At 58.9% G+C, this 24,900-nt stretch carries 30 protein-coding genes; 16 read left to right on the top strand and 14 right to left on the bottom strand.

Annotated features, from left to right (window positions below; genetic code table 11):
* Positions 1 to 33: 33 nt before the first annotated feature.
* The gene (locus G5315_RS11325) at positions 34 to 1,272 is read left to right on the top strand and encodes a multifunctional CCA addition/repair protein (protein WP_421333062.1); all 1,239 of its coding nucleotides are present in this window, start codon (positions 34 to 36) and stop codon (positions 1,270 to 1,272) included.
* Positions 1,273 to 1,386: 114 nt separating this feature from the next.
* On the opposite strand, the gene G5315_RS11320 is transcribed toward G5315_RS11325, so the two are convergent.
* Both G5315_RS11320 and G5315_RS11315 read right to left on the bottom strand, forming a co-directional pair.
* Positions 1,387 to 2,985, bottom strand: coding sequence for a BCCT family transporter (locus G5315_RS11320; RefSeq protein WP_005335834.1), 1,599 nt, complete (start codon positions 2,983 to 2,985; stop codon positions 1,387 to 1,389).
* Positions 2,986 to 2,994: 9 nt separating this feature from the next.
* Positions 2,995 to 3,522: a hypothetical protein gene (locus tag G5315_RS11315; RefSeq protein ID WP_069526903.1), complete on the bottom strand. Its 528-nt coding sequence runs from the start codon at positions 3,520 to 3,522 to the stop codon at positions 2,995 to 2,997.
* 163 nt (positions 3,523 to 3,685) lie between these two features.
* Between G5315_RS11315 and G5315_RS11310 the strand changes: the two genes are divergently transcribed.
* On the top strand, positions 3,686 to 4,165 hold the full coding sequence (locus tag G5315_RS11310; RefSeq protein ID WP_421333061.1) for a MarR family winged helix-turn-helix transcriptional regulator: 480 nt from the start codon (positions 3,686 to 3,688) through the stop codon (positions 4,163 to 4,165).
* A 71-nt stretch (positions 4,166 to 4,236) separates the two neighbouring features.
* On the opposite strand, the gene G5315_RS11305 is transcribed toward G5315_RS11310, so the two are convergent.
* Positions 4,237 to 4,818 carry a YjaG family protein gene (locus tag G5315_RS11305; RefSeq protein WP_021231718.1) on the bottom strand — a complete coding sequence of 194 codons (582 nt, stop codon included), beginning with the start codon at positions 4,816 to 4,818 and terminating at the stop codon, positions 4,237 to 4,239.
* A 162-nt stretch (positions 4,819 to 4,980) separates the two neighbouring features.
* Between G5315_RS11305 and G5315_RS11300 the strand changes: the two genes are divergently transcribed.
* Positions 4,981 to 5,925 (top strand): D-2-hydroxyacid dehydrogenase, encoded by a 945-nt coding sequence (locus tag G5315_RS11300; protein ID WP_421333060.1) that lies wholly within the window; start codon positions 4,981 to 4,983, stop codon positions 5,923 to 5,925.
* A gap of 72 nt (positions 5,926 to 5,997) precedes the next feature.
* On the opposite strand, the gene mepM is transcribed toward G5315_RS11300, so the two are convergent.
* A complete protein-coding gene (gene mepM, locus G5315_RS11295) occupies positions 5,998 to 7,335 on the bottom strand; it encodes a murein DD-endopeptidase MepM (protein WP_216952090.1) in 1,338 nt (445 codons plus the stop codon).
* A 259-nt stretch (positions 7,336 to 7,594) separates the two neighbouring features.
* Between mepM and G5315_RS11290 the strand changes: the two genes are divergently transcribed.
* Positions 7,595 to 8,893, top strand: coding sequence for a LapD/MoxY N-terminal periplasmic domain-containing protein (locus G5315_RS11290; protein WP_421333059.1), 1,299 nt, complete (start codon positions 7,595 to 7,597; stop codon positions 8,891 to 8,893).
* On the top strand, positions 8,890 to 9,831 hold the full coding sequence (locus G5315_RS11285; RefSeq protein WP_335811936.1) for a TAXI family TRAP transporter solute-binding subunit: 942 nt from the start codon (positions 8,890 to 8,892) through the stop codon (positions 9,829 to 9,831). The genes G5315_RS11290 and G5315_RS11285 overlap by 4 nt, the downstream gene beginning before the upstream one ends.
* Here the strand turns inward: G5315_RS11285 and G5315_RS11280 are convergent.
* Both G5315_RS11280 and znuA read right to left on the bottom strand, forming a co-directional pair.
* On the bottom strand, positions 9,826 to 10,500 hold the full coding sequence (locus G5315_RS11280; protein WP_042052461.1) for a transglutaminase-like cysteine peptidase: 675 nt from the start codon (positions 10,498 to 10,500) through the stop codon (positions 9,826 to 9,828). The genes G5315_RS11285 and G5315_RS11280 overlap by 6 nt on opposite strands.
* A 67-nt stretch (positions 10,501 to 10,567) precedes the next feature.
* A complete protein-coding gene (gene znuA, locus G5315_RS11275; RefSeq protein WP_323896567.1) occupies positions 10,568 to 11,506 on the bottom strand; it encodes a zinc ABC transporter substrate-binding protein ZnuA in 939 nt (312 codons plus the stop codon).
* Between the two features lie 93 nt (positions 11,507 to 11,599).
* Here znuA and znuC point away from each other — a divergent pair, with 93 nt between their 5' ends.
* Positions 11,600 to 12,376 carry a zinc ABC transporter ATP-binding protein ZnuC gene (znuC, locus tag G5315_RS11270; RefSeq protein WP_005354861.1) on the top strand — a complete coding sequence of 259 codons (777 nt, stop codon included), beginning with the start codon at positions 11,600 to 11,602 and terminating at the stop codon, positions 12,374 to 12,376.
* Positions 12,377 to 12,397: 21 nt separating this feature from the next.
* Complete coding sequence (znuB, locus tag G5315_RS11265; RefSeq protein ID WP_421333058.1) at positions 12,398 to 13,177, top strand: zinc ABC transporter permease subunit ZnuB; 780 nt, start codon at positions 12,398 to 12,400, stop codon at positions 13,175 to 13,177.
* A 7-nt stretch (positions 13,178 to 13,184) separates the two neighbouring features.
* Here znuB and G5315_RS11260 read toward each other — a convergent pair whose 3' ends face one another.
* A complete protein-coding gene (locus G5315_RS11260; protein WP_040067029.1) occupies positions 13,185 to 14,075 on the bottom strand; it encodes a LysR substrate-binding domain-containing protein in 891 nt (296 codons plus the stop codon).
* Between the two features lie 91 nt (positions 14,076 to 14,166).
* On the opposite strand from G5315_RS11260, the gene G5315_RS11255 reads away from it, so the two are divergent.
* Entirely contained in the window at positions 14,167 to 15,024 is an 858-nt protein-coding gene (locus tag G5315_RS11255) for a DMT family transporter (protein WP_040067030.1), read from the top strand.
* A gap of 3 nt (positions 15,025 to 15,027) precedes the next feature.
* Here G5315_RS11255 and G5315_RS11250 read toward each other — a convergent pair whose 3' ends face one another.
* Positions 15,028 to 15,615, bottom strand: a complete 588-nt coding sequence (locus G5315_RS11250) for a uracil-DNA glycosylase family protein (protein WP_043826081.1) — start codon at positions 15,613 to 15,615, stop codon at positions 15,028 to 15,030.
* A 99-nt stretch (positions 15,616 to 15,714) separates the two neighbouring features.
* Here G5315_RS11250 and rarD point away from each other — a divergent pair, with 99 nt between their 5' ends.
* On the top strand, positions 15,715 to 16,605 hold the full coding sequence (gene rarD, locus G5315_RS11245; RefSeq protein WP_421333057.1) for an EamA family transporter RarD: 891 nt from the start codon (positions 15,715 to 15,717) through the stop codon (positions 16,603 to 16,605).
* Here rarD and G5315_RS11240 read toward each other — a convergent pair.
* Positions 16,587 to 17,321, bottom strand: a complete 735-nt coding sequence (locus G5315_RS11240) for a substrate-binding periplasmic protein (RefSeq protein ID WP_216952096.1) — start codon at positions 17,319 to 17,321, stop codon at positions 16,587 to 16,589. The genes rarD and G5315_RS11240 overlap by 19 nt on opposite strands.
* A 45-nt stretch (positions 17,322 to 17,366) precedes the next feature.
* Here G5315_RS11240 and G5315_RS11235 point away from each other — a divergent pair, with 45 nt between their 5' ends.
* A complete protein-coding gene (locus G5315_RS11235) occupies positions 17,367 to 17,711 on the top strand; it encodes a GIY-YIG nuclease family protein (RefSeq protein WP_216952097.1) in 345 nt (114 codons plus the stop codon).
* A 79-nt stretch (positions 17,712 to 17,790) separates the two neighbouring features.
* Here the strand turns inward: G5315_RS11235 and pspG are convergent, their stop codons facing one another.
* The 4 genes from pspG to G5315_RS11215 all read right to left on the bottom strand — a co-directional run bounded on the left by pspG (position 17,791) and on the right by G5315_RS11215 (position 19,866).
* Complete coding sequence (pspG, locus tag G5315_RS11230; RefSeq protein ID WP_216952098.1) at positions 17,791 to 18,009, bottom strand: envelope stress response protein PspG; 219 nt, start codon at positions 18,007 to 18,009, stop codon at positions 17,791 to 17,793.
* A 45-nt stretch (positions 18,010 to 18,054) separates the two neighbouring features.
* Positions 18,055 to 18,261, bottom strand: coding sequence for a PspC domain-containing protein (locus tag G5315_RS11225; protein ID WP_124241612.1), 207 nt, complete (start codon positions 18,259 to 18,261; stop codon positions 18,055 to 18,057).
* A gap of 2 nt (positions 18,262 to 18,263) precedes the next feature.
* A complete protein-coding gene (gene pspA / locus G5315_RS11220; protein WP_216979527.1) occupies positions 18,264 to 18,926 on the bottom strand; it encodes a phage shock protein PspA in 663 nt (220 codons plus the stop codon).
* Positions 18,927 to 19,137: 211 nt separating this feature from the next.
* Entirely contained in the window at positions 19,138 to 19,866 is a 729-nt protein-coding gene (locus tag G5315_RS11215; RefSeq protein ID WP_421172394.1) for a 1-acylglycerol-3-phosphate O-acyltransferase, read from the bottom strand.
* Positions 19,867 to 20,051: 185 nt separating this feature from the next.
* Here G5315_RS11215 and G5315_RS11210 point away from each other — a divergent pair, with 185 nt between their 5' ends.
* Complete coding sequence (locus G5315_RS11210; protein ID WP_421263374.1) at positions 20,052 to 20,429, top strand: hypothetical protein; 378 nt, start codon at positions 20,052 to 20,054, stop codon at positions 20,427 to 20,429.
* Positions 20,430 to 20,647: 218 nt separating this feature from the next.
* Positions 20,648 to 21,391 carry a DsbA family protein gene (locus G5315_RS11205; protein WP_421263373.1) on the top strand — a complete coding sequence of 248 codons (744 nt, stop codon included), beginning with the start codon at positions 20,648 to 20,650 and terminating at the stop codon, positions 21,389 to 21,391.
* Between the two features lie 136 nt (positions 21,392 to 21,527).
* Here G5315_RS11205 and G5315_RS11200 read toward each other — a convergent pair whose 3' ends face one another.
* Positions 21,528 to 21,956 carry an EF-hand domain-containing protein gene (locus G5315_RS11200; RefSeq protein WP_421333056.1) on the bottom strand — a complete coding sequence of 143 codons (429 nt, stop codon included), beginning with the start codon at positions 21,954 to 21,956 and terminating at the stop codon, positions 21,528 to 21,530.
* A 286-nt stretch (positions 21,957 to 22,242) separates the two neighbouring features.
* Here G5315_RS11200 and G5315_RS11195 point away from each other — a divergent pair, with 286 nt between their 5' ends.
* The 4 genes from G5315_RS11195 to atcC are packed head-to-tail and all read left to right on the top strand — an operon-like array spanning position 22,243 to position 24,787.
* The gene (locus tag G5315_RS11195; protein ID WP_005343121.1) at positions 22,243 to 22,527 is read left to right on the top strand and encodes a DnaJ domain-containing protein; all 285 of its coding nucleotides are present in this window, start codon (positions 22,243 to 22,245) and stop codon (positions 22,525 to 22,527) included.
* Between the two features lie 23 nt (positions 22,528 to 22,550).
* Positions 22,551 to 23,093 (top strand): cold adaptation protein AtcA, encoded by a 543-nt coding sequence (gene atcA, locus G5315_RS11190; RefSeq protein ID WP_115521263.1) that lies wholly within the window; start codon positions 22,551 to 22,553, stop codon positions 23,091 to 23,093.
* Positions 23,094 to 23,105: 12 nt separating this feature from the next.
* A complete protein-coding gene (gene atcB, locus G5315_RS11185) occupies positions 23,106 to 23,873 on the top strand; it encodes a cold adaptation protein AtcB (protein ID WP_005343119.1) in 768 nt (255 codons plus the stop codon).
* An 11-nt stretch (positions 23,874 to 23,884) separates the two neighbouring features.
* A complete protein-coding gene (atcC, locus tag G5315_RS11180; RefSeq protein WP_194495044.1) occupies positions 23,885 to 24,787 on the top strand; it encodes a cold adaptation protein AtcC in 903 nt (300 codons plus the stop codon).
* Positions 24,788 to 24,900: the final 113 nt, after the last annotated feature.

Here is a 24,900-nt window from a genome sequence, read left to right as displayed (position 1 = left end):
CTCGGCCCCACGATTGATGACGGGAGAGATGGTTTGCAGACTTATCTGGTTGGGGGCGCAGTGCGGGATCGCCTGCTGGGATTGCCGCAGGGCGACAGGGATCATCTGGTGGTCGGTGCCACCGTGGAACAGATGCTGGCGCTGGGTTTTACCCAGGTCGGCCGCGACTTTCCCGTGTTTCTTCACCCCAAAACCCAGCAGGAGTATGCCCTCGCCCGTACCGAACGCAAACAGGGTCAGGGCTACACCGGCTTTGTCTGCCACGCCGCCCCCGATGTGACGCTGGAGCAGGATCTGCTACGCCGGGATCTCACCATCAACGCCATCGCCGAAGATGATCAGGGCCAGCTCCACGATCCCTACGGCGGCATCGAGGATTTGGAAAAACGGCTGCTGCGCCACGTTTCCCCTGCCTTTGCCGAAGATCCGCTGCGCATCCTGCGGGTCGCCCGCTTCGCCGCCCGCTTCCACGCTCAGGGCTTTACCATAGCGCCGGAGACCCTCACCCTGATGAGCGAGATGACGGCCGCTGGCGAGCTGGCCCACCTCACACCGGAGCGAGTCTGGAAGGAGCTGGAAAAAGTGCTGCTGGGGCCGACCCCGCAGATCTTTATCGAGGTGCTGCGCCAATGCGGCGCCCTGAAAGCGCTGTTCCCAGAGATTGATGCGCTGTTTGGCGTCCCCGCCCCGGCCAAGTGGCACCCGGAGATCGACACCGGCATCCACACCCTGATGGTGCTGGAGCAGGCGTGCCGGATCTCCCCGGAATTGACCGTCCGCTTTGCCGCCCTCTGCCACGACCTTGGCAAGGGAGTGACTCCCAAGGAGTTCTGGCCAAGCCATCACGGCCACGGTCAGAAGGGGCTGTCGCTTATTCGCGCCCTGTGCGAGCGGTTCAGGGTACCCAACGAGTGCCGGGATCTGGCGCTGCTGGTGAGCGATCTGCATACCCACATCCATATCGCCTTTGAGCTCAAGCCAGCCACCCTACTCAAGGTATTCGACAAGGCCGATGCCTGGCGCCGCCCCGAGCGCTTTGCCCAGCTGCTGGATGCCTGCCGCGCCGACTTCCACGGCCGTACCGGTTTCGAGGAGCGGGTCTACGCCGAGCCGGACTATGTGGCCGAAGCACTGGCTGCCGCCCAGGCGGTGCCGGTGAGAGAGATAGTGGCGGCCGGTTACAAGGGAGAAGAGATCAAGGAGCAGCTCGCCAAAAAGCGCACTGATGCCATCAGCCGCATCAAGGATGAGTGGACCTTTATCGAGGAGTAACCTCGGCCCCATAACAGACGGCCGCCCTGATGAGCTCCGCAAGGAGAACATCGCCAGGGCGGCCGTTTTGCATCCAGATTGATATGTGAGGGGCGCTAACCCCTGCTGGTGCCGTTATGCCGGACCAATTCGCTCCATCAGGCTCATATGGGATGAGCCATCGTGGCGCTTGAGGTTCTGACGATACTCGAACTGGCGCTGACTCTCCTGCTTGAGCCCCAGCATCAGCGAATAGCACATCGCCAACATGATCACCGAGAAGGGCAGCGCGGCTATGATGCTGGCCGCCTGCAAGGCTGCTAGGCCGCCGGAGACCAGCAGGATAGCGGCAACCAGCCCCTGCCCAAGACCCCATACGGCGCGGTGCAGCACCGGCGGCTCCTGATCACCAATGGAGAGCAGGGTGGTGATGACCAGCGTACCCGAGTCACTGGAGGTGATGAAGTAGGTGCAGATGAGCAGGGTCAACACGGCCTTGGCGATCCAGCCGAAGGTATCCCAGTGCAGCAGCTCGACCGTCTTGTAGAGCGCCAGCGTCACATCCTGATTAACCGCAGCGACCACGCCACCACCACCGAACAGCTCCAGATTCATCGCCGTACCGCCAAACACGGTGAGCCAGAACATGCCGAGCAGCGAGGGTACCAGCAGCACACCGAGCACAAACTCGCGAATGGTACGCCCCTTGGAAATACGGGCGATAAACATGCCGACAAACGGCGCCCAGGCAATCCACCAGCCCCAGTAAAACGCCGTCCAGCTCGACTGCCAGGCCGAGGTGCCGTTGGCCTCGGTGTTGGTCCAGAAGCTCAGTTTGACGATGTTCTGCAGGTAATCACCGATGTTCTGTACATAGGCGTTGAGGATATAGGTGGTCGGCCCCAGCACCAGAAAGAGTGCGAGTACGAAGACGCTCAGCCAGATATTGAGCTCGGAGAGGATCTTCACTCCGCGCCCGACCCCGGAGACCGCCGAGAGGGTGGCGATCAGGCTGATGCCACCAATCAGCCAGAGCTGGTTGGACTGCGACACCGCCATACCAAACATCTGGTTGAGGCCGGTATTCATCTGGGAGACCCCCAGACCAAGGGAGGTCGCCACCCCGAAGACGGTGCCGAACACGGCCAGCACATCGGCCGCATGGCCCCAAAAACCGTAAATCCGCTCGCCAAGGATGGGGTAGAGCACGGAGCGGATCGCCAGCGGCAACTTGCGCCGGTAGCTGAAAAAGGCAAGTGACAGGCCGACGATCACATAGATGGCCCAGGGGTGCAGGCCCCAATGGAAAAAGGTGAGGCGCATGGCGATCTGGGCCGCTTCCGGGGTCATCCCTTCGGTAATGAATGGATTGCCCTGCAGATGGTTCATCGGCTCGGCGATGCTCCAGAACACCAGACCGATCCCCATGCCTGCGCTAAAGAGCATGGAGAACCAGGCGAAGTAGCCGAACTCCGGTACCTGGTCGTCGTCACCCAGCCGGATGCTGCCAAAACGGCTGAACATCAAGTAGACAGCGAAGAACAGGAACAGGGCGACCACCAGAATGTAGTACCACTTGAACCCGGCAATAATCTGATCCTTGGCACCGACAAACCAGGCGGCCGCGGTATCGGGAACAAATACGCCAAACAGCAAAAACAGGGTGATCACGGTGAGGGCCGTCATGGCCATGGTCGGGTTGAGGCCTTTCAATAGCCCTTTGCTTGCTCGCATCCAGCCTCCTTAGTCGTTGTTGAAAAAGTCTTCGCCCACATGATCACCGGCACCGCCGATGGCGCGATAGACCAGTTTGCCAGCCGCCTGTTCGCGGTGATCTACCAGCGAAACCGAGGGCTGGCCGTTCACGGCGTGACGCTTGCCGAGGAAGATGGCCATGGGGACACCCAGATTGGAGACACCGCTGGTGATCCAAAGGCGGTTGAAGTCGTAAGAGCCACCGATGAACTCCAGCTGGGCCAGGCCGGTATCGAGGCCGGTCAGATAGAAGTTCATGGCACTTTCGTCAGGGAAGAGGTGCACCAGCACATAGGCGTAGCGCAATTCATTCACCAACTCCTTTAGGTTGAAAGTACCTGTCTCACTGCAAGAGAGGGGTAACTCACCATCATAGTGGTGTACTTTGAGGTTGTTGGGGTCTTCATCATAGGCAGGCTGATAGCGCACAAAAGCCGAGGTATCCGGCAGTTCATAGCGCACTCTGACCACACGTAACTCGGCCACCAGAGACTTGATATCCAGCTCGTCATTCATCATTTAGCTCCTCAAATGTCAGGGTGAATTCCGTGAAATGTCCGTCAACCTAACACAAAATTGATTAGAGCAGAAATTATTACAACAAAAACCATATTGACCTTGTGACGAATTAGGCGGAAAATTTTGCCCCTCTCCATAGCCCTCCAATGACGCACACCCCATGGAAAAACATGATGAAGTGCTGGTCGCCCTGCGCCAGATTATTCGTGCCATCGACATGCACTCCAGGCGCTTGATCAAAGAAGCCGGGCTCACCTCTCCGCAACTTTTGCTGCTCAAGGGGATCGACGAGTTGGGACAGATCTCCATGCGCCAGCTGGCCGATCACACCAACATGAGCCAGGCCACCGCCACCACCATCATGGACCGATTGGAGAGCCGCCAACTGGTGCAGCGCGTTCGCAGCAATACCGACAAGCGCAAGGTTCACGCGATACTGACTGACGCAGGCCGCGCCCTGCTGGCCCAGGCCCCGACCCCGCTGCAAGAGCGCTTTATCCAACGCTTTCAATCCCTTGAAACCTGGGAGCAGACCCTGCTGCTCTCCTCCCTGCAACGCATCTCATCCATGATGAATGCAGACGAAATCGATGCCGCCCCGGTGCTGAGCGTCAGACCCCTCACCGAAGAGCAGGCATAAGCTGCTGAACAATTTCAGGCATAAAAAAAGCTCCCGAAAGGGAGCTTTGTTCTATCAGGGGTCGTAGAGGATTACTCTTCCAGGCTGATCCCGATATTGGAGACGCCATCCTGAGAGGCGAATGCTCTGATGGCCAGGATACGATCGCTGTCGCGCTCATGAGCAACCCGCTTGAGCAGTTCAACCTGGAACTCCAGTTCAGCTTCCATGTACTCGTGCTCGTAGAGCTCCTCTTCGGTCAGATCCCGCTCTTCCAGCAGCTCGATAAACCCGGCCACGGTACCGACTGACGCATGACTGGCATCGTTGGCCTCTTCGCCAACCCGGCAGATCACCGAGTTATAAGCGCAGCCCAGCGCAACACAGGCATCCAGCGCGGGATAGGCACCGTAGGATTCAAACTTGCGGGGATCCGGAATGTGAGACTCGAACTCTTCGAGAATGGCACCCAGATTGACCCGGGATCCCTTGACGGTGAGGTAGACCCACATCTGATCCAGCGCATGCCGGAAAGCGCCTGCATTGCCAAAGCCGGAAGCCTGACAGAACAGGGCATAGTTGGGGTACATGCGCTCTGCCAGCGCCAGGGTGTAGACGGTCTGTTGCCAAGGCTGTAGCTCGGCCAGTCGCTTATAAAACTTGTCACCAAACACTGGAGTCGGATCCTTTGCAAAATGTGGGGCAGATTGTAGCCCACGAGGCGCGCGGCGAAAACGAAAAAGCGCCCTGGTCGGCTATGTTGCGATATGAAGTCAGGTAAGATGGGTCGAGAGCGGCATCTTGTTGCGCCGCAAATTCTGATAAGGAACAAGAGTATGAGCCAACGTACCCTTCTTTTGCTCAGCCAGGATAATGCTCACTACGAACGGCTGCTCAAGGCCGCCAATCTCCCCCATCTGCGCATTCTGCGAGCCGATAATCCGGGCGATGCCGAGAAGCTGATCGGCGAAGCCCATATTCTGATGGCCGAACCGGCCCGTGCCAAACCACTGCTGCCCAAAGCCAACAAGCTGAGCTGGTTCCAGTCCACCTATGCGGGAGTCGATGTGCTGCTCGACCCTGACAGTCGCCGTGATTATCAGCTCACCAATGTACGCGGCATCTTTGGCCCGCTGATGAGCGAGTATGTCTTTGGTCATCTGCTCAGTCTGACACGCCAACTTCCTCTCTATCGGGAACAACAAAGACAACGACTCTGGCAGAGTCACCCCTATCAGGGGCTCAAAGGGAAAACCATGCTGATCCTGGGTACCGGCAGCATTGGCCAGCATATCGCCCACACCGGCAAACATTTTGGTATGAAGGTGCTGGGCATCAGCCGCAGTGGTCGGGAGCGTGCCGGGTTTGACCAGGTTTATCAGCTGCCTGCGCTCAACAAGATGCTGGCGCAGGCCGATGTCATCGTCAGCGTGCTGCCTGCCACCCGCGATACCCGTCATCTCTTCAATGCCGCCCGCTTCGAACACTGCAAACCGGGCGCCATCCTGTTCAACGTCGGTCGTGGCAGCGCTGTACACTCGGGCGATTTGCTCACCGCACTGCGTACCGGCAAGCTGGCAATGGCGGTGCTGGATGTATTCGAGCAGGAGCCGCTGCCCGCCGACAGTCCACTGTGGGGACAACCCAACCTCATCGTCACCCCCCACAACAGCGCCTACAGCTTTCCAGAGGATGTGGCCCAGATATTTGTACGCAACTACATTCGCTTTATCGATGGCCAGCCACTGGATGGCAAAATCGACTTCGACAAGGGTTACTGACCAACACTGCTCATGCAAAAAAGCCCCGCCAGTCTGGCGGGGCCTTTTCATTTCAGCTAGTGGCTACAGCGATTAACCGGCGGCCAGCTCCTTGCGGTAGCTCTTCACCTTGGCCAGGAACTGGCGACGCTCCTTGCCACTGAGCGGTTCAGCCATCGGCAGCTTGGCGGTCATGGCATTAACCGGACGGTTGTTGATCCGCAGCTCGTAATGCAAGTGAGCACCAGTCGAGCGACCGGTATTGCCGGAGAGGCCGATCTTGTCGCCCATCTTCACCCGCTGACCGGTTTTGACCAGCAACTTGCTCAGGTGCAGATAACGGGTAGAGAGGGTTCGACCGTGCTTGATGACGATATAGGTACCCGCCAGCGGGTGGCTGGTCGCCTTCTGGACCACACCGTCACCCGTGGCCAGTACCGGGGTACCCACCGGAACGGCAAAGTCGGTCCCCTCGTGGGGACGGATAGCACCAGTCACAGGATGCTTGCGCGCGGGGTTGAAGTTTGAGCTGATCCGGTAACGACTGTGGGTCGGATAACGGCGGAAACCACGCTCCAGGCTGTTGCCCTGACCATCGTAATAGTTGCCATCATCGGAGAGCCAGGCCGACACCGTCTTGCCCTGACTGATCATTTCCACACCCAGCAGCTGGCTGTTACCGGTGCTCTTGCCCTCGACTGTCTCCTGGCGTACCAACACCTTGAATTTATCGCCCTTTTTCAGATCCTGGGCAAAGTTCATCCGCCACTGGAACAGGTTGGCAATCTTCTGGATATGATTGGCAGGAATGCCAGCATTGCGGGCACTGACATAGAAACTGCCGTTGATCACGCCACTGTAACGCTGCGGCTGCCACTCGACCTTCTCGTTGATCATGGAGGCAGTATAAGCATCGTCACTGCGCGCCATCACCAGCGTCTGCTTGATGTTCAAGCGGATCTTGAGTTGTTGCAGAATGTTGTCCTGATCGATCAGCAGCTCTATGGTCTGGCCCGGTTTCAATCTGGCCAGATAGTTCTTGCTGTCCGCATCAAGTACCTTGTAGAGAGTAGTGGTAGAGAGTCCCAGATTGTTAAAAATGGCGGTCAGGTTCTCACCATTACGCACTCGGTAATCCTGCCACTGCGGTGCGGTATCAACAGGGATATCGTCCTCTGCCGCACTCTGATCAACCAGTTCGTGGTCTGGGATTTCGTTAAAATCGGTGTTGTTTTCGTTGGTTGCCGTACCGGCGGTATCAATGGGCAACTCAAGGCGAAGAGGCCGCTCCAGGATATCCCCCGGCGCTGGCAGCAATGCCACTGCTGACAAGGTCATGGCCGTCAGCATCAGCATGGCGTAAAAATGTTTGCGGGGAACCGGTGGTTCCCAATTGGCAGCCTGTGCTACCAAGGGACGGAGACGTTTCATCCGCTATCCTGTATTTAGATCCAAGAGAGAGTATTGCGATGTCAGTTGTGACAAAACCGTATAAAACTGTTTTTTGGACAAAACAAATTACAAATAGTTCATCACAATCTGCATGAACCTCACATTTTATGCATAACACGCCCTGATGGGCAGAAATGATCGCCTTTTTTAACTATTTTTTCCTATTTTTAAGAGCCGGGTCGGACTCGATTCGGCATTAAAAATTCAAATGTTGCGATAATTTTTCCATGGAGTGGATATGACGTTATCAAAACTGTTGCGCTGGATAATCCTTGTACTGTTCCTGATTGGTGCAGTTATGTTGTTCGTTCTTGAAGTCTCCACAGTCCGCCAGTCAATCCTTGATCAGATGTCGGCCAATCTGGAGACCGCCATCACAGCCCTTGGACTGGTACTGCAAGGCACCCTGCTCAATGATGATCAGGTGCTGGCCGAAACCATCGTCAATGCCATGTTCGATGGCGGTTTCGTCAGCTCGGTCATGCTGGTGGATCCGGATGGTCAGGTGCTGTTTCAGAAGGTATTCCACTCTACCCAGCAGAATGTTCCCGGCTGGCTTCCCTCGGTTATCGGCATGCCCCCCGTCAAGATTGAGCAAGAGTTGACCGATGGCTGGCGCATGCTGGGCACTCTGACCCTTGAGGGACATAGCGGCTACGCCTATCAGCATCTGTGGAATGCCATCAGTCGCACCGGCATAGCCCTGCTGGCGGGGCTCGTCGTATTTACCCTAGTCATCTCTCTGGTCTGCAAGCGCCTGCTGCAGCCCCTGGAGCAGATCAATGTGCAGCTGATCCGGCTGCGCAAACACCAGTTCAACAGCACCCTGCCCACCCCTTGGTTGCAAGACCTTAAAGAGGTGGCACTTTCCATCAACCAACTGGTCTCCGAACGCAAGCGGGATCTGCTGCAACAACGGCTCAAGATCACCCAACTGGGAAAACAGCTTGCCCCAACCATGCCACAGCCACTGCAAGGGCTAAGCCCGCTGCCAGAAGGCGGGCAACTGCAAAAATTTGTCTCCACACAAGGGGAAATCGCCCTCTATCAGCGTTTCTTGCCCAGTCAGCCCCTCGGAGCCGACAGCGATCTCGCGACCATCCATAGCACCCTGGAGTTATGGCAGCGCTCCCATATAGAGGGGATCTTGCTACCCCTCTCCCTGCTCAATCACCCGCAATGGTCCGAAATCGCCCCTCTGCTAAGCCAGGGGCGAGGAAAAACACTGGATTGGCGCTGGGATGTAGCCACATTCCCCGCCCACGGCCAGTCTACCTTGGCTGCGTTGCAGGAACAGGGGTGTGAGCTCGCCTTCAGCGCCATTCCCCTCAATGCGGATACCTTCAATCAACTTGACCCGCTCAATCCCATTTTTATCAGCTGCCAGCTGACCGATGCACCGCTCTACTGGAATCTGCTCTCCCAGACCATGCATGCCGCCGGTTATACCCTGCTGGCAGAATCGGGAGAGTGTCGCGACATCGACAAACTGCGGACCTGGGGTATCGATGGTTATGCCAAGGAGACGCAATCATGAAGAAGCTCGCCATGCTGTTGCCCCTGCTGTGGCAACCCTGCCTGATGGCTGAAACCGTCACTATCGCCACCGGGGGTGAGCAGGGGATTTATCACCAGATAACCAAAGAATTTTGCCGTCTGGCTCATGAGGTCGACGAGCAACTTGCGTGCAAGCTGCAGAGCTCATCGGGTTCAATAGAAAACCTGAAGCGACTGAAGAGTGGCGAGTCCTCCTACGCCATGGTGCAGTCAGACTGGCTGTATCAGGCAAGCAAGGGCTTGGGCCCTTTTGCCACGCAGCCGCAACCTGAGCTGCGCGCACTATTTGCCACCCATGCAGAGCCCTTCACCATAGTGATACGTGCCGATGGAGATATCACGTCACTGGAACAGCTCAAGCTCGCCCCCATCGATATGGGGTTGAAGAACTCGGGTACCCGCCAGACGGCGCTGGCCCTGTTCAACATCTTGGGAGCGAAAGAACAGGATCTCGATCTGAAGAGCATGGCCAACCTGCCGGATGCGCTCTGTAGCAAGCAGATCGATGCATTTGCACTGGTGATGGGACACCCTAACCGGATTGTGCTCGACACCGCCAAACGTTGCGCGGTCACTTTCCTCCCCATCGATGGGGCCACCCGGGATCAGCTACTCAAGGGTGTCAAATATTACCAACGCAGTCAGGTGCCTGCCCGCATCTACCCCGGCAATCTGAAGGCGACGCCCACCTTTGCTATTGCCGCCACCCTGGTTACCAATGCCACCATGCCGGAAGAGTCTGTCTATCGCCTGACCAAGGCCATGCTGACCCAGCAAACCAAATTCAATGAGCAAACTTATGGCTACGCCAATATGTTTCACCGGGCACGCAATAAAACCGGCCCTGTGCTGAGCATTGAACAGCATCCGGGCGCGGCGAAATATTTCGATGAGTTGAAGGCGGCGGGCAAGCTATAGCTGACGACGAGGAGAGCGCAGTTGCTCGCTGGAGAAACGGGTCTTCATCGATGTCCACTGCGCCAGCCGATCGGCACTCCCCGCCAGCGTCCCTTCCCGCCGTGACTTCATGATCCAGATGCTTTTGGCATCGAAACTGTAAACGGGAATGAGATCGGTACGCTTGCTACCCGGCAGGATCCGGCTGTTGATGTTGTCGAGCACCAGTGGATCAGCCTTGGGTGTCGGGAAGTAGAGCGTCACCATGTGGAACTGGTTGTAACGCACCGCCTTGACGTAGGCCAACCGCAGCTTCTTCTCATCCACCCCCAGCTCCATCAGGGTGTAGTACTTGGAGATGCTGTAATCCTCGCAATCCCCACCCCGGGCACCGATGAACTCCAGCGGATTGGCCCAGTAATCCTCATCTCCCCACAGCTTGGGGTCTTCACTGTAGGTGAGATTGTTGAAGTAGTTGTTCACCAGCTCGATCTTCTGCTGATCCGTGGTTCCCGCTCTGGGAGTGAGCAGACGAGAGAATGCCTCGGCCCGCTGGATGGCGCGGCCACCGTACACCTCCTGCAGTTTGGCCCGCAGATCGGGGCTGGCAATATATTCGGAAAGGCGCGAAGCCTGCACACTGGCGCAACATAGCGCCAGTGTGCAGGCCGGGATCAACAACCATTTCATACCGGACACTCCATGTCAGATGCTGGAGGTCAGTATAGTCCGTCCGGATGAGAGACTCAGCCGCTAATCAGCGACATTGGGCAAATGCGTCTGCCAGTTGTTGCATGAATTGGGGATAACCATCCGGGCCGAGCGGCACCTGTTCACCCACCTCATCAAGCAACAGCACCTTGGCGCCAGTATTGCGTGCCACCGATTCGATCACTGCCGGTGAAAATTGCGGCTCGGCATAAATGCAGCTCGCCTGCTTCTCTTCCAGTGCCTTGCGGATATCCACCAGGGTCTTGGCGCCCGGGCGACGCTCAGGGCTCACGGTAAAGTGACCTTTTGAACTCATGCCGTAATGGCGCTCCCAGTAGCCATACGCCTCGTGGAAGACAAAGTACCCCTTCTCATTCACTGCCTTCATCTGGCCGGCAATCACCTTGTCCTTGGCATCCACCTTGGCATCAAATGCCGCGAGGTTGGCGTCATAGCGAGCCTGATTGGCCGGATCCAGCTTGCCCAATTCACTTGCGATCGCCTTGGCAATCACCTTGGCCTGCGTCGGGCCAAGCCAGATATGGGGATCGACCCCTTCGTGATGATGTCCCTCATGCCCTTCATCATGATCATGGTTACCGTGCTCGTGGGCGGCATGATCGTGATCATCATGGTCATGGGAGTCATGACTATCCTGAGTCGCGTAGTTGAACAGCGGCATTCCCTCAACCTGAGTCAGGGCCAAAGCATGGGGATGATTGGCCAGCGGCTTGGCCATAAACCCTTCCAGCTCGGGGCCAACCCACACCACCAGCCCAGCACTGTTGATGCTGCGAATATCGGAGGGACGCAGGGAGAAATCGTGGGGAGAGGCGCCGGTCGGCAACAATACCTTGGGCTCACTCACGCCGTCAGTGATCGCTGCTGCGATGAAGCCAAGGGGCTTGATGGTGGTCAGTACCTCAATGGCACGAACAGGCAAACTCACCGCCAGCAGGGCAGTGAAAAGCGCAATAATTCTCATTGGTGAATCTCGTCAGGGGGTGAGTATGTGATAATATAACAGCCGCTTTTTGTTATATTATAACTCTCACTGGCTGTAAACCCCGGAGTTGTCATGAGCCAACTGGTAGAGCTGAAAGAGGTCTCTCTCTCGTTTGATGGACGCTCTGTGCTCGACAAGGTCTCCTTTACCCTCAATAAAGGCAAAATCACCACACTAGTCGGCCCCAACGGGGCGGGCAAGAGCACCCTGAGCAAGCTGGTGCTGGGCCTGCTCACGCCGGATTCGGGCAAGATCACCCGCAGCCGCGATCTGAGAGTCGGCTATGTGCCACAGCGCCTCTATCTGGATCCCACCCTGCCGCTGACGGTGCGACGCTTCCTGCAACTGGGCAAAAACAGCCGTCTCTCCATCGAGGAAGCTCTGGCCCGGGTGGGCGCAGAGGGATTGCTGGAAAACCGGATGCAAAAACTCTCCGGTGGCGAGATGCAGCGGGTACTGCTGGCTCGCGCCCTGCTGGTCAAGCCCGAGCTGCTGGTGCTGGATGAACCGGTGCAGGGTGTGGATATCACCGGCCAGATTGAACTCTATGCTCTCATCGGCCAGCTCGCCGCCGAGTTCAATTGCGCCGTGCTGATGGTCTCCCACGACCTGCATCTGGTGATGGCCAGCACCCACGAGGTGATCTGCCTCAATCGCCACGTCTGCTGTCATGGCGAGCCGGAAAGCGTGGCGCGCCACCCCGAATTTGCCCGTCTGTTCGGGCGACCGGAGCAGGAGGTGCTGGCTGTCTATACCCACCATCACCACTGCGACGGCGAACACCATCATCATGAACCGCAGGCCCCCGTCATCCGCCTGCCTTCTCGCAACAACGCTCACAGCAAATAGCGCAAGCAACAGGACATTCAAGTGGACAGCTTTCTGTTATACGCCCTCGCGGCCGGTCTCGGCATCGCCCTGCTGGCCGGCCCCCTCGGCAGCTTCGTGGTATGGCGCAAGATGGCCTATTTTGGCGACACCCTCTCCCATGCCTGTCTGTTCGGCATCGCGCTGGGCATCCTGCTGCAGGTCGATCTCACCCTGGCGGTGGTGGTCTGCTGCCTCGCCATGGCGATGCTGCTGGTGATCATGAGTCGCAACCAGCAGGTGGCGACCGATACCCTGCTCGGCATTCTGGCCCACAGCGCCCTGTCGCTCGGTCTGGTTACCTTGAGTTTTATGGATAACGTCCGGGTGGATCTGATGGCCTACCTGTTTGGCGACCTGCTCTCGGTACAACCGATGGACCTGCTCTGGATCTACGGCGGTGGCGCACTGGTGCTGCTCACCCTGTGGCGACTGTGGGATCCCCTGCTCTCCATGACCATCTCGGAAGAGCTGGCACGGGTAGAGGGGATCCGGGTCGATGTGCTGCGCTGCGTATTGATGCTGCTGATCGGGCTGGTGATTGCCGTGGCGATGAAGTTTGTCGGGGCGCTGATCATCACCTCCCTGCTGATCATCCCTGCCGCCACCGCCCGCCGCTTGAGCCAGACACCGGAGCAGATGGCCGGCTTTGCCGCGCTGATTGGCTGTCTCGCCGTGCTGGGTGGATTGACCCTCTCCTGGTATCAAGATACTCCGGCAGGCCCCTCTGTCGTCGTCTGCGCCACCAGCCTGTTTGTCCTAAGCCAGTTCAAGAAAGCTTGATGCAGCGCTAGAGCGGCATGCTCTGGCGTGTCTCCATCATCAGCCACTGGCGCAACCGGCTGATGGCGGGCTCATGGGCCCGCGAGCGCTTGCAGGTAAAGTAGAAGGCATCCCCCGTCTCCAGCTGGTGTACCGGCAAGGCCACCAGCTGGGGATCATCGGGCCGCAGCATGTAATCATTCACGAATGCCACCCCCTGATCCCAGGCCGCCGCCTCCATCGCCAACAGCACATGGCTGAAGTGGTGCATCCGTGCCTCGTCCGGAATAACCAGCCCGCCGGCCTTGGCCCAGCGCTGCCAATCCTCCCCCCGCGCCTTGTAGATGGACTGCACCGACAGCAGCGGCAACTGCCAGATGGCCTCAGGCCACTCCCCGCTGATCTGCTGCAACAGGCGGCGACTACAGACCGGAAAGAGCCGCTCCTGATAGATAAGATCGTGGCAGTAGCCCCGTCCGTGGGGTGAGACTGTGATAAAGCAATCCGCCACCCTATCAGATAGCTCAGGATCTTCCGCCACCATCTCCAGACTCAAATCCAGCTCGGGGTAGAGCTGGCGCAATCCAGCCAACCGCGGGATCAGCCACTTAACCGCAAACGAGCTGTAGACCGCGAGGCGCAACCGCATCTCGCCGCCACCGCGCAGCTGTTCGCTGCTCTGGGCAATCTGGCTAAGCCCGGCAGCAATCCCTTCGAAGTAGCTCTCCCCCTGGGTTGTCAGCGAGAGCAACCGCCCCTGACGCAGCAGCAAGCGCTCACCCAGAAAATCCTCCAGCAGACGGATCTGGTGGCTGACCGCACTCTGGCTGACGTTCAGTTCCAGAGCGGCGCGAGAGAAGCTGAGCAGCCGGGCCACCACCTCGAAATATTGCACCGCACGCAGGGGAGGAAGCTTCATTATCTAAATATCTCATGAATGGTCATTTTTTATCATTTTACTGGATATCAACCGGCACGCTACCCTCCCCTCATCTGAAGTGGGAGGTGGTATGAATGCAGTAGGGATCGGCATCCTTTATCTGGTGCTGGGCAATATGGTGGCGGTTTTTTCCGATGCGCTGGTCAAGGTACTGGAGCCGGATCAGCCCATCTTCCAGTTTGTCTTTTTCCGCCAGCTCTCGGCCGCCATTCTGCTGATGCCCTGGCTGCTCTGGTCATGGCGCCGCAATCCACCGGTGGCCATCAAGTGGCACCTGCTGCGGGCCCATATCTGGGCGGTCGGCGTCTGTCTGATGGTAGTGGCCCTCACCCGCTTGCCGCTCGCCACTGCCAACGCCCTCTTCTATGCCGCGCCGCTGATGATGGTACCGCTGGCGGTGTGGATGGCGGGGGAAGCGATCTCGCGCCAGAAGGTGCTGACCGCAGTCATCGGATTTATCGGGGTACTGATCGTGCTGCGCCCGACCGAAGTGAACTGGGCCGCACTGGCGGCGCTCGGGGTAGCGCTGTCGATGGCGCTCAACAATCTGCTGATCAAGCGGATCCCGCTTAAGCAGCCCATCGCCCAGACCCTGTTTTTCACCAACGTGCTGAGCATGCCCTTCATTCTCGCGCTGGCCTTGTGGGAAGGGGGCGACTGGCAGTGGCAGATGTGGTGGCCCGCCTTCGGCTCCTCGGCGCTGATCATGGTCTATGCGGGATTGTGCGTGGTGGCCTATCGCAAGGCGGAAGCGAGCAAGATCGCCTCGGCGGAGTACACCGGTCTGCTGATGGCGGTAGCCATCGGGGTATGGCTGTTTGACGAGCAGCCGGGTCTGCCGCTGCTGCTGGGCTGTATCTGTATCGTCCTGCCGCTTATCGCCATGGCGCGCAGCAAGCCAAAGCCGCTGGCCGAGCCAGCGGTCTAATACTCAGGGTCGTTTCAGCAAAGGGGCGACCCTTTGCTGCAGATGAGGGATGACCTCCTGCTCGAACCAGGGATTCTTTTTGAGCCAGAGGGTGTTGCGCGGTGAAGGGTGAGGCAACGGCAGCCAGCCTGGGCCATAGTCAGCCCAGCTGCGCACCGTGTCGGTGAGCGATCCCTTGGCAGCTCCCCGCAGGTAATGGGCTTGTGCATACTGGCCGATCAGCAGGGTCAGTTCGATATTGGGCAACAGCATCAATACCTTGTCGTGCCAGGTGGGCGCACATTCTGGGCGCGGCGGCAGATCGCCGGATTTTCCCCTGCCGGGATAACAGAGCCCCATCGGCATGATGGCGATGCGGGATTCGTCGTAAAAGGTGGCCTTATCGACCCCGAGCCACTGACGCAGCCTGTCACCGGAGGGGTCATCCCACGGGATACCGCTGGCATGCACCCGGGTGCCGGGCGCCTGACCGATGATCAGCAAGCGGGCACTCTCGGCCCCGCGGATCACCGGACGAGGCCCCAGCGGCAGATGAGCCTCACACAGACGGCAGGCCCTGATTTGCTCAAACAACTTATCGATTCGCTGCATGACGTTGATAGTACCAGCATTTCCCTGTTTTCCCTCTTGTGGAAACAGGGCGCGCCCCATACTATCGCCATGAGTGTTTAATTTAATAAACGGACAATAATGAAAAACTGGCTAGGTACCGGCACCGCGACCCTCTCCTTCATCCTGTGGGGGATGCTGCCGCTCTATTATCAATTCATGCCTGAGGTCAACATGTGGGAGCTGATCTCCCACCGGGTGCTCTGGTCTGTGGTGCTGCTGGGTGCCCTGTTTTTGCTGCTTGGCCACAAGGTGCCCTGGGCACAACTGCGCAGCGAGCCGCGCCAGCTCGGCCTCATTCTGCTGGCGGGCCCCGTGATGTCCATCAGCTGGTGCATGTTCACCTGGTGCCTCACTACCGGGCAAGTGCTGACCACCAGCCTCGCCTTCTTTATGACCCCGCTGTTCAATATCGTATTCGCCGTCATCTTCCTCAAAGAGCGACTCACCCCGCAAAAGCATCTGGCGGTCGCCCTGGCACTAGCGGGGCTCGCCTACATGCTCTTCTGCTACGGCCAACTCCCCTGGTTCTCCCTCATCATGGGGGCCAACTTCGCCTGCTATGGCCTTATCAAGAAGAAGATCCACTACGACACCGGCACCAGCCTCTATCTGGAAGCCATGGTGCAACTGCCCGTCGCGCTGATCATCATCGGCACACTGGCGTGGCACGGGGAAGGGGCATTCGTGAACGGGGATTTGGCCGACAAGCTGCTGCTGATGGGCAGTGCGCCCGCTACTCTGCTGCCGGTGGGGCTCTTCTGCTATGCGGTGGCGAGAACCCGGATGAGCACGGTGGGGCTGCTGCAATATATCGAGCCCAGCCTCGCCTTCCTGCTTGCCATCTACTGGTTTGGTGAGGCGCCGGACCCCATCAAGGCGGTCGGTTTCGCCTTTGTCTGGGCAGGTCTGCTGGTGAGCCTGTTGCCGCTGCACCGACTCAAGCGCCACCCTCAGGGCTTACCGCGATAGGACTCCAGCACCTTGTGCCAGCGGGGATCCTTGTCCATCTGCTCGGCGATGTCGTTGAGGGTGGCATGCAGCTCTGGGCGAGATTTGGGCAGCAGGATATGGCGGGTATAGCTGGATTGGGGGAATGGCGAGATAAACAGCTTGCCCTGATAGTGGTTTGAGTCGATGAAAAAGCCCAGCGCGGAGCCAGGCACCATGGTCACATCGATGCGGCCGCGCACCAGCAGCTCAAGATTGGTCTTCACCTTCTTGGCATCGTGACGCTCCAGCTCTCCCCTTGCTGCCGCATCGTCGATCCCCTGATAGCGGTAGCCCTCCACCCCGCCGAACACCAATCCCTTGAGGGAGTCGGGTCCGCGATAGGTGATCGGCTTGTCGATGTTCGAGATTAGCTCGTTGGTGTCGCGCATCACCGGAAAGGTCCAGAGATAACGCTCGCGATGGGGATCCCCTACCCAGGCGGGATTGACCCAGACCACCAGGCCATCAAAGTCGGGATCCGCCATCTCCAGCGCCAGCCGGGCGCGATTAACCAGCCAGAGCTCGATTCTGGGTTCCCCCCCCAACTTTTCATTGAGATACTTGACCAGCTCGCGGCTCAGTCCGGCATCCACTCCGGTATTGAAGGGCGGATGCTGATGGTAATCGTAGAGACGGATCGTCTCCCCCAGAGCCGGAACCGACAACAGTAACCACAACCAGAACCAGACTCTCATCGCACCTCCTTGCACTGCTTTTGAGTTTGGCACAGAGAAGTACAAATGATAAAACCTCCTGACGGGATATCCCCGCACGCCTCTCCCCCCTCTTCTCGCTGGTTTATCTATATGGTGCGCACCGCCACCGGCCTGCTCTATACCGGGGTCAGCACGGATCCTCAACGTCGTCTGCGTCAGCACCAGAGCGGCAAGGGGGCTCGCGCCCTGCGCGGCAAGGGCCCCTTGACGCTGGCTTGGCAGCAGGAGGTCGGCGAGAAGGGGGCTGCCCTGCGCCTCGAATATCGCCTCAAGCAGCAGCCAAAATCCTTCAAGGAGCAGCTGATCCACAGCCCGGCACTCTGGCAGAGCTGGAGCCCGCAGTGGTTACCCGAAACGACCCGACCTTAAGGGTTACAGCTAAAAAAAGGCCACTCGATGAGTGGCCGAAAAGGGGAAATCAGGGAGCATTTCATAACTTGTTGCACAACTACAGATAGGTATTGTTGCGCTGACGACGGTGGCTGATGAGCCAACAGACTGCCAGCGCGACCAGCAGCCAGGGGGCCAACTTGACGATCAGGGCAAGCATGCCGCTCAGCAGCCCCAGTAGTACAAACACGCCGCTGACCAGCAGCATGGCCACCAGGGTAAAGCCGGTCAGCGCCATGACCAGCAACACTCCCAGCAAGATGAAAAATTCCAGCATAACTTGCTCCTTACGGGCTCTCTGTGCCGCCGGGCTGCCTTGCGGTCAATCCAGCCAGCGTTTCAATTCATAACGGGGCGGCATCACCAGCACCGCCAGCAGATAGGCAGCCAGTGCCAGCGGTGGCACCAGGATCAGGGCGAGCAGGGCTACCACTCGCACCGTCACTCTGGAGATCCCCAGCCGTTGGGCAATGCCGGCGCAAACGCCAGTCAGCTTGCGATGGACAAGATCCTTGGGCCAGGGAGTCATGGTTATACCTCCACCTTCTGCCCCTTGAGACGGGCCAGCTCGCGCTCTATCTCGTCATTGAGCTCCAGCTCGCGGAACTGGGCCTCCAGCGAGGGATTCTGCCCCAAAATGGCCGCCTCCAGCTGGGCTTCCAGCTGATCGACCCGGCCTTGAAAACCGTCAAAGCGCGCCATCAGCTCATGCATGCGCTGGTTGTCCACCTGAGCGCGAGCACGAATGCGGCTGTGGGCCGTCTGCTCGCGCAGGGTCAGCAGTTTCTGCTTCTCCCGCGCCTCGGTCAGCTTGGCTGCCAGTCGCTCGCTGTCGGCGGTAAGCTGGGCCAGCACCTCGGCCACCCGGGCCTTGTCCTGTTCCAGCTGTTCACATTTCCTGGCCTCCGCCAGCTTCTCGGTGAGGGCGGCACGGGCCAGATCCTCACGGCCTTTCTGGATGGCGAGCTCGGCCTTGGCCGACCACTCCAGGATCTGCGCCTGCAACCCCTGCTGGTGACGCTCCAGCTGTTTCTGTTCAGCAATCACGCGGGCGGCCTGGGTACGCATCTCGACCTGCACCTGCTCCATCTCTTCGATCATCAGGCGCAGCATCTTCTCCGGCTCTTCACTCTTGTCGAGCAGGCTGTGCAGGTTGGCATTTATCACGTCGGTCAGGCGGCTGAATACGCTCATGGTCTGGCTCCTTGTTGATGGGATTGCTATCTCTTCCCATTGCATTACAAGAGCCGTGCCAATAAAAATTATTGTTGTTTTACATATAGATGGGAATTTACCGAGGAAATTCAAGAAGGGTTTATTGGTGAAAATAGCCAACCAGGTGGTGATTTTTACCAATAAAAAAGGGAGCCTGAGGCTCCCTTGTCGATTCATCTGCGATATCTAGTCAAGCTGCGTGGCTGTGGCCCAGCTTGCTGTCCAATTCGGCCAGCTTGGCCTCCATCCTGGCACGGCACACTTCGGAGAGCTCGCGAATGCCAGCGGCACCGTGCTCCTTGCTGCAGACCGGTGCCATCACTTCCACCAGCACTTCGCCGTTGTCCCAACGATTGAGGTCGATCTGACCGAAGTAGCTGGAGCAGACGATGGGCACCACGGGCACTTCAGCCTGTACCGCAGTGTGGAAAGCGCCCGCCTTGAATGGCAGCAGGCCACGCCCCTTGGAGCGGGTCCCTTCCGGGAACATCCAGATGGAGGTGCCGCGATTCTTGATGCGATCCACCACCTGACCTATGGTGCCGATGGCACGGGAGCGGTTGGAGCGGTCGATCAGCACGTTGCCGGATAGCCAGAAGATAAGGCCGAAGAAGGGGAGCCACAGCAGGCTCTTCTTGCCCACCGCCACCACACCGGGCTGCACCGCACCGGTCACGGTGAAGATGTCGAAGTTGCTCTGGTGGTTGCAGACGTAGACCGCCGGGCCGACCGATTTCACCTCGTCGGCCACCGTCACCTTGACTCGCAACCCGATCAGCGGGCAGACCGCGTGATACATGCGAGCGAAGACATAGACGTTGTTGGGATGGCGCGGACGAACCAGACAGAGCAGCAGGCCGAACAGGAACCAGAAAATGAGCAGCAGACCAAGCAGCAGCACACGGGCAATTTTGAGCATCGAACACCTCGAGTTTTAACTCGGCGCAGTATACTGATCCCCCTTTTAGCGAACAAGCGTTCGCCAAACAGAACCGACCACCCTCCCCGTCACGCCACCCACAGTGCTGCTCATCAATACGCCGCCGACTTGCCCCACCCGCCATTGGTCGTTAGGATGGCCCCATCTTGATGGACGGGGCGAACATGATGTTGCAACAACGGGTAGCGAAACATCTCCTGCTGCTGGTCTGCCTGCTGGTGCTCAATTGTGCGGCCCAGCCGCTGGCCCGGCTTGCCCTGCTCGATCACGCTCTCAGCTGTCAGGCACTGCCCGTTCCAGGCTCGGCAACGGATCAAGAGGATGCCAAACCGGCCAGCCCGCAGCTAGGCAGTTGCCAGCTCAACAGCAAGTGGCTGAGCGCCGCCACCCTGCTCTGCGTCGAACAGCTCTTCTTTGCCGTGGCGGTGCTGATCGCCCTGCTGGCTCCCCTTTGGCGCTACACACCGCCACTGCCCCCTCCCAGAGTCATCTCGCCGCCCGAGCGGCGTCTGCACCTCACCCTCTGCATCTGGCGGGAATGATTCCGGCTCTTTGCCATTGGTCATGACTCATGTTTGCGAGACCATCGCCGCCTTCTTGCACCAACGGGGCACGACTGCGGCGTACTGAAAACAGATTTACGGCATGGCGTTGTTGCAGGGGAATACCTTGCTGCCCCGACGCAACCACGACGACTGCCGACTAGCTTGCACAAGGCTGGCCACTTCAGGCTGGCACTACCCGATTTTAAGGAGTATCCATGAAACCGACTCTGAGCGCCCTGCCCCTGCTGGCCTCTCTCTGCGCAACCCTGCTGGCTCCGACCCTGCACGCGGCCCCCTTCACCCCTGAACAGGAAGCACGCATCAAGGAGCTGATCCGCGAGACTCTCATCGCCAACCCCAAGATCCTCGACGAGGCGGCCGAGTCCTGGGAGAAGCAGAATGCCGCAGCCCAGGAGGCCCAGCTTGGCAACTTCATCAAGGGCAACAAGAATGTGCTGTTCAACAGCGCTACCAGCCCGCGCCTGGGTGCTAAAAACCCCAAGCTGACGCTGGTGCTGTTTACCGACTACAACTGCCCCTACTGCAAGCAGTTCGATCCCCAGCTGACCAGGCTGCTCAAGGCCTATCCGAATGATTTGGGGCTGGTGATCAAATTGCTGCCGTTCAAGGGGCAGAGCTCCGCCAAGGCAGCCCAGTACAGCCTGACCCTGTGGCAACAGGATCCCGCCCGCTTCTTCGCCCTGCACGACAAGCTGATGAGCAAGCAGGGGATGCTGACCGAGGCGGACATCAACAAGGCGCTGGCGGCCACCGGCAATGTGGCACTCAAACCGGAGGGTAAAGCCACCGAGGAGCTGCGCAACAGCCTGCGCATTGGCACCCTGCTGGGTGTACAGGGCACACCGGCGACCCTGATCGGCAACCAGCTGGTGTCGGGCGCCATCCCCTATGAGGAGCTGGAGCAGCTGGTGAAGGCAGAGCTGGCCAGGCAGAGCTAAGGTCGGGGTCGCCCGCAGGGGCAGGAAGCGCTCGCACTGCGGCAATGGTGAGCCCTCAGGTCACCCCGTCTCCATGCAAAGAGCCCGGTATCACTACCGGGCTCTTTTTTCAGGAAGGAAAGGTGACAAACCAGCTCTATTGGGCGGGCGCCATCATCCCCTGCCCGAGCCGCCCTCTGGCACTGGTACGCTCGGCTTCGTCAAGCACACCATCTCCGTTCTTGTCCATTTGGGTAAAGAGAGCCTCATGATGCGCCATGAACTGTTCCCTGGTCGTGTCCTGCATCGGCCTCATGTTACCCATGTTCCCCATCTTGCCCGGCATGGCCTTGCCTGACTGCTGCATTGCCTCGTGCATCTTGGCCATGGCTGCCTCTCTCTCGGCAATCGAGAGGGTGCCATCCTTGTCACTGTCCTGCCGGGTGAAACGCTGCTCGGCTCTCTCCATAAACTGTGCCTTGCCAATGTCACCCTTGATGAACATCAAGGGCTCATCGATGCTCTCATCGGCGGCGATGGCGAAACCGCCAAGCAGCACCATAGGCAGAAGATAAAATTTGAGCATGGCTGTCCATTCCTTAGTAAGGGTCTCGGTAGGGCCGAGGCCAACTGACGATCGCCAGGGTAATCCCCGACGCCTCCTGTAGTGTAGTCCCAGGGTCATTCCAGACAGAGAGGCAGATCCCAAGGTGCACAGTCACGCTTTTCTGCCGGTGACTTTGCGTCCTATTCATGGCGATGGCGGGAGGTTTCCGTTAAAATGACGGGTTTTTGCCGTGCCTGGTTTGCCAATCCCCACCATCAGGCACTCGCAGCGTGAATCCTATGATGCCAGTGATGCAGGATCTGCCATGAACAACTACTTTCGGGTGCTGGGCGTCAAGTCCAACGCCAGCGAAAACGACATCAAGAAAGCCTATCGTCGGCTGTCGAACCAGTACCACCCCGACAAGCTGCACGGGGCCAGTGAAGAAGAGAAAGAGCAGGCAGCCATCAAGCTGCACCAGGTAAAGCAGGCCTATGAAGTGCTGTCCGATCCGAAACAGCGGGCCGCCTTTATCAAGGATTTCAACAACGTCATCGTGACCGACCCCGCCTCCGCCATGCAGGAGATGTGGGATCAGTTCTACCCCTGAAACAGCAGGCAGAAAGAGCAACTATGCAAAAGAGATGGGACCAGGCGCGGCTCAAGTCGCTGCAAAGCGATGCCAGCGAAAACATCGAATCCTACCGGGATCAGGACGACCCCAAGGGGCTGGAACAGTTCACCGACCAGATGAAGAGCCTGCTGCTGGCCGACATGAGCATGCTGGAGTTTATGCCCGAGTATCTGCCGCTGGCCCTCTATGGCCGGGTGCAGTTCCCGGCCAAGGCCAAGTCGCAGTGGAACAAGTGGCTCACCAGCGGCGAGCAGCCGAGCTGGGACGAGTTCAAGGTGAGCGTCGGCTTCAACAACGCCGCCCTGCCGCTGGTCAAGGCGGTACGGGCCCAGAGCGAAGATCAGCTGATGGAAGCCTGCGCCGTGCTGTTCCTGCTCGACAACCCGCTGCCGCGCGGCAGCTACCGCGGCGATGACGACTATGAGCTGCGCGACGAAGAAGATGAAGACGGGGAAGATGCCGACGCCGACTACCACGGCGGCAGTGACCGCTATGGTGATGACGACGGCGATCAGGATATGTACGACGAAGTCCGTTTCTAATTGGGGCAAGGCATGAGCAACAGTCTGATAGAAATTACCGCCATCGAGATCAAAGAGCTGGCCGTTATCGAGCCGAAGCAGGCCAGCGAGAAGTTCGAGCTGATCGCCAAGACCATGTCTGACGACCAGCTGGCAGAAGTGATTGAAAACATTGATATCGTTACCCTGACCCAGATTAACGGCCAGCACGATATCTCCTTCCCCTCCATCATCTCCGAGCTGATGACCCCGGAGCGGATCCGCGACATCGTCTGCCAGCAGCCGCTCTACTGGGAAGAGGCGATCAAGAACAACGCCGACGAGCTGCAACAGCACACCTTCGACTTCCTCAACTACCTGATCCGCACCCAGGATAGCGAAGCCAAGCAGCGCGAGATCCTCGAATGCGTGGCCGAAGACCCGGCCGGTCTCTTCTACCTTGCCATCCCCTTTATCGAGTTCTATCGCGGCGATCGCTATGAAGAGGACGAAGGCTATCGCGACGTGCTGCACGCCGAAGAGGAAGATCTCGAAGAGTCCCTGCGCTACAGCGAGCGCCAGCAGAGCGAGGATGTCCACGACTACGCGCTGGATGACCCGCGCAGCCTCTTGATGCTCATTCGCGAGCTGGCCCCCGAGGTGGAGAAAGCCATCAAGGCGCTGCTGCGCAACGAGCACTCCAGCTGGGACGGCATCATCAACAAGTTTGCCGCCGAGCTGGTGATGCAGGCCAAAGAGAAGAACAAGGTCGAGGAAGACGAGTACGGCGACGTCGACGACATGTTCAGCTTTCTGGATTAAGGAGCCCATTCATGCAGTTAGTCATTCGCGATGCCAACCAGGGCCCCTTTCTGAGCCAGGTGCTGCGCTTTGGCCGCGACAACGAACTCTTGAGTCAGCAGCAGCTCGCCGCCATCAAGGGCAAGGCGGTGCTGATGAGCCTCAAATTCGCCGACAAGTACTACAACAAGTACAAGATGCACCTGCTGGAGCAGGCGGCCCACGACGTCATCGGCGTGGTGAGCCTCGGCCTGCAGGAGCTCTCGGCGCGGGATCCGGCCAAGGCGCTGGCGCTGCTGCAGGCGCCGGAAGGCCCCATCAAGCCGTTCCAGAAGGGTTGGTCAATGCTCATCACCGTTAGCCCCAAGCAGGCTGGCAACAGCCTCTACGGTGACGTGGATGCGCGCCTGCTGGACAAGATCTCGAGCCCGCCCGATGTGGAGGAGTGGCAAGGGTGGCAGGAGTACGAGAAGGCGCTGACCGAGCACAACAAGAGCCGCCTGATGGAGCTCATCGACCAGCACTTCTTCGCCTGCGAAAGCGACCACCCCACCATGGAGGACAAGCTGGCCGAAGCACTGCTCTACCGCATCCTCTGCGGCAAGGGCAGTGGCGCCGCCCCGCTCAAGGTGAAGCAGGATCTCAAGCGCAAACTGGCGCGGGAGATTGAGCTCGACGAGAGCTGGTATGACACCGACTACCTCGCCGCCCAGCTCGCCCTGATGCTGAGCGCGCTACCCGCCGACATGGCCGCCGCCCTGCGCCAAGAGCTGAGCCCGGGCTTTGTGCCCAACCTGCTGCACACCCTGGGCTTTGTGCGCCAGTACCAGCTGCTGCAAAAAGAGAACGCCTCGCCGGAGAAGCTCGACAACGTCGAGATGCGCGCCGGTCTCAAGCACCCGCTGCTCGGCTGGCCGCTCTACCACGACTTCTAAGGCCGCTTTCACCGCCCATCAGTCGCACCACAACGCCCGGCCCGCCGGGCGTTGTTCTATCCTCCCCTCACCCTCTCCCAAGCAAAGAGAGAACACACGCAAGTCACCTTGAG

The sequence above is a fragment of the Aeromonas sp. 603607 genome, from assembly GCF_049171595.1.
Taxonomy (GTDB): domain Bacteria; phylum Pseudomonadota; class Gammaproteobacteria; order Enterobacterales; family Aeromonadaceae; genus Aeromonas; species Aeromonas veronii.
This window is presented reverse-complemented; position numbering and strand designations above follow the sequence as displayed.

Coding starts and splice junctions, on each gene's coding strand:
- G5315_RS11210 (WP_421263374.1), top strand. CDS start 20,052: ATGATGTTGCAACAACGGGTAGCGAAACATCTCCTGCTGCTGGTCTGC.
- znuC (WP_005354861.1), top strand. CDS start 11,600: ATGAGCCAACTGGTAGAGCTGAAAGAGGTCTCTCTCTCGTTTGATGGA.
- G5315_RS11205 (WP_421263373.1), top strand. CDS start 20,648: ATGAAACCGACTCTGAGCGCCCTGCCCCTGCTGGCCTCTCTCTGCGCA.
- pspA (WP_216979527.1), bottom strand. CDS start 18,926: ATGAGCGTATTCAGCCGCCTGACCGACGTGATAAATGCCAACCTGCAC.
- G5315_RS11200 (WP_421333056.1), bottom strand. CDS start 21,956: ATGCTCAAATTTTATCTTCTGCCTATGGTGCTGCTTGGCGGTTTCGCC.
- atcC (WP_194495044.1), top strand. CDS start 23,885: ATGCAGTTAGTCATTCGCGATGCCAACCAGGGCCCCTTTCTGAGCCAG.
- atcB (WP_005343119.1), top strand. CDS start 23,106: ATGAGCAACAGTCTGATAGAAATTACCGCCATCGAGATCAAAGAGCTG.
- pspG (WP_216952098.1), bottom strand. CDS start 18,009: ATGCTGGAATTTTTCATCTTGCTGGGAGTGTTGCTGGTCATGGCGCTG.
- znuA (WP_323896567.1), bottom strand. CDS start 11,506: ATGAGAATTATTGCGCTTTTCACTGCCCTGCTGGCGGTGAGTTTGCCT.
- G5315_RS11215 (WP_421172394.1), bottom strand. CDS start 19,866: ATGCTCAAAATTGCCCGTGTGCTGCTGCTTGGTCTGCTGCTCATTTTC.
- G5315_RS11280 (WP_042052461.1), bottom strand. CDS start 10,500: ATGAAATGGTTGTTGATCCCGGCCTGCACACTGGCGCTATGTTGCGCC.
- atcA (WP_115521263.1), top strand. CDS start 22,551: ATGCAAAAGAGATGGGACCAGGCGCGGCTCAAGTCGCTGCAAAGCGAT.
- G5315_RS11300 (WP_421333060.1), top strand. CDS start 4,981: ATGAGCCAACGTACCCTTCTTTTGCTCAGCCAGGATAATGCTCACTAC.
- G5315_RS11235 (WP_216952097.1), top strand. CDS start 17,367: ATGATAAAACCTCCTGACGGGATATCCCCGCACGCCTCTCCCCCCTCT.
- G5315_RS11290 (WP_421333059.1), top strand. CDS start 7,595: ATGACGTTATCAAAACTGTTGCGCTGGATAATCCTTGTACTGTTCCTG.
- G5315_RS11315 (WP_069526903.1), bottom strand. CDS start 3,522: ATGAATGACGAGCTGGATATCAAGTCTCTGGTGGCCGAGTTACGTGTG.
- G5315_RS11260 (WP_040067029.1), bottom strand. CDS start 14,075: ATGAAGCTTCCTCCCCTGCGTGCGGTGCAATATTTCGAGGTGGTGGCC.
- G5315_RS11320 (WP_005335834.1), bottom strand. CDS start 2,985: ATGCGAGCAAGCAAAGGGCTATTGAAAGGCCTCAACCCGACCATGGCC.
- G5315_RS11285 (WP_335811936.1), top strand. CDS start 8,890: ATGAAGAAGCTCGCCATGCTGTTGCCCCTGCTGTGGCAACCCTGCCTG.
- mepM (WP_216952090.1), bottom strand. CDS start 7,335: ATGAAACGTCTCCGTCCCTTGGTAGCACAGGCTGCCAATTGGGAACCA.
- G5315_RS11250 (WP_043826081.1), bottom strand. CDS start 15,615: ATGCAGCGAATCGATAAGTTGTTTGAGCAAATCAGGGCCTGCCGTCTG.
- G5315_RS11225 (WP_124241612.1), bottom strand. CDS start 18,261: ATGACTCCCTGGCCCAAGGATCTTGTCCATCGCAAGCTGACTGGCGTT.
- G5315_RS11310 (WP_421333061.1), top strand. CDS start 3,686: ATGGAAAAACATGATGAAGTGCTGGTCGCCCTGCGCCAGATTATTCGT.
- G5315_RS11255 (WP_040067030.1), top strand. CDS start 14,167: ATGAATGCAGTAGGGATCGGCATCCTTTATCTGGTGCTGGGCAATATG.
- G5315_RS11195 (WP_005343121.1), top strand. CDS start 22,243: ATGAACAACTACTTTCGGGTGCTGGGCGTCAAGTCCAACGCCAGCGAA.
- rarD (WP_421333057.1), top strand. CDS start 15,715: ATGAAAAACTGGCTAGGTACCGGCACCGCGACCCTCTCCTTCATCCTG.
- G5315_RS11240 (WP_216952096.1), bottom strand. CDS start 17,321: ATGAGAGTCTGGTTCTGGTTGTGGTTACTGTTGTCGGTTCCGGCTCTG.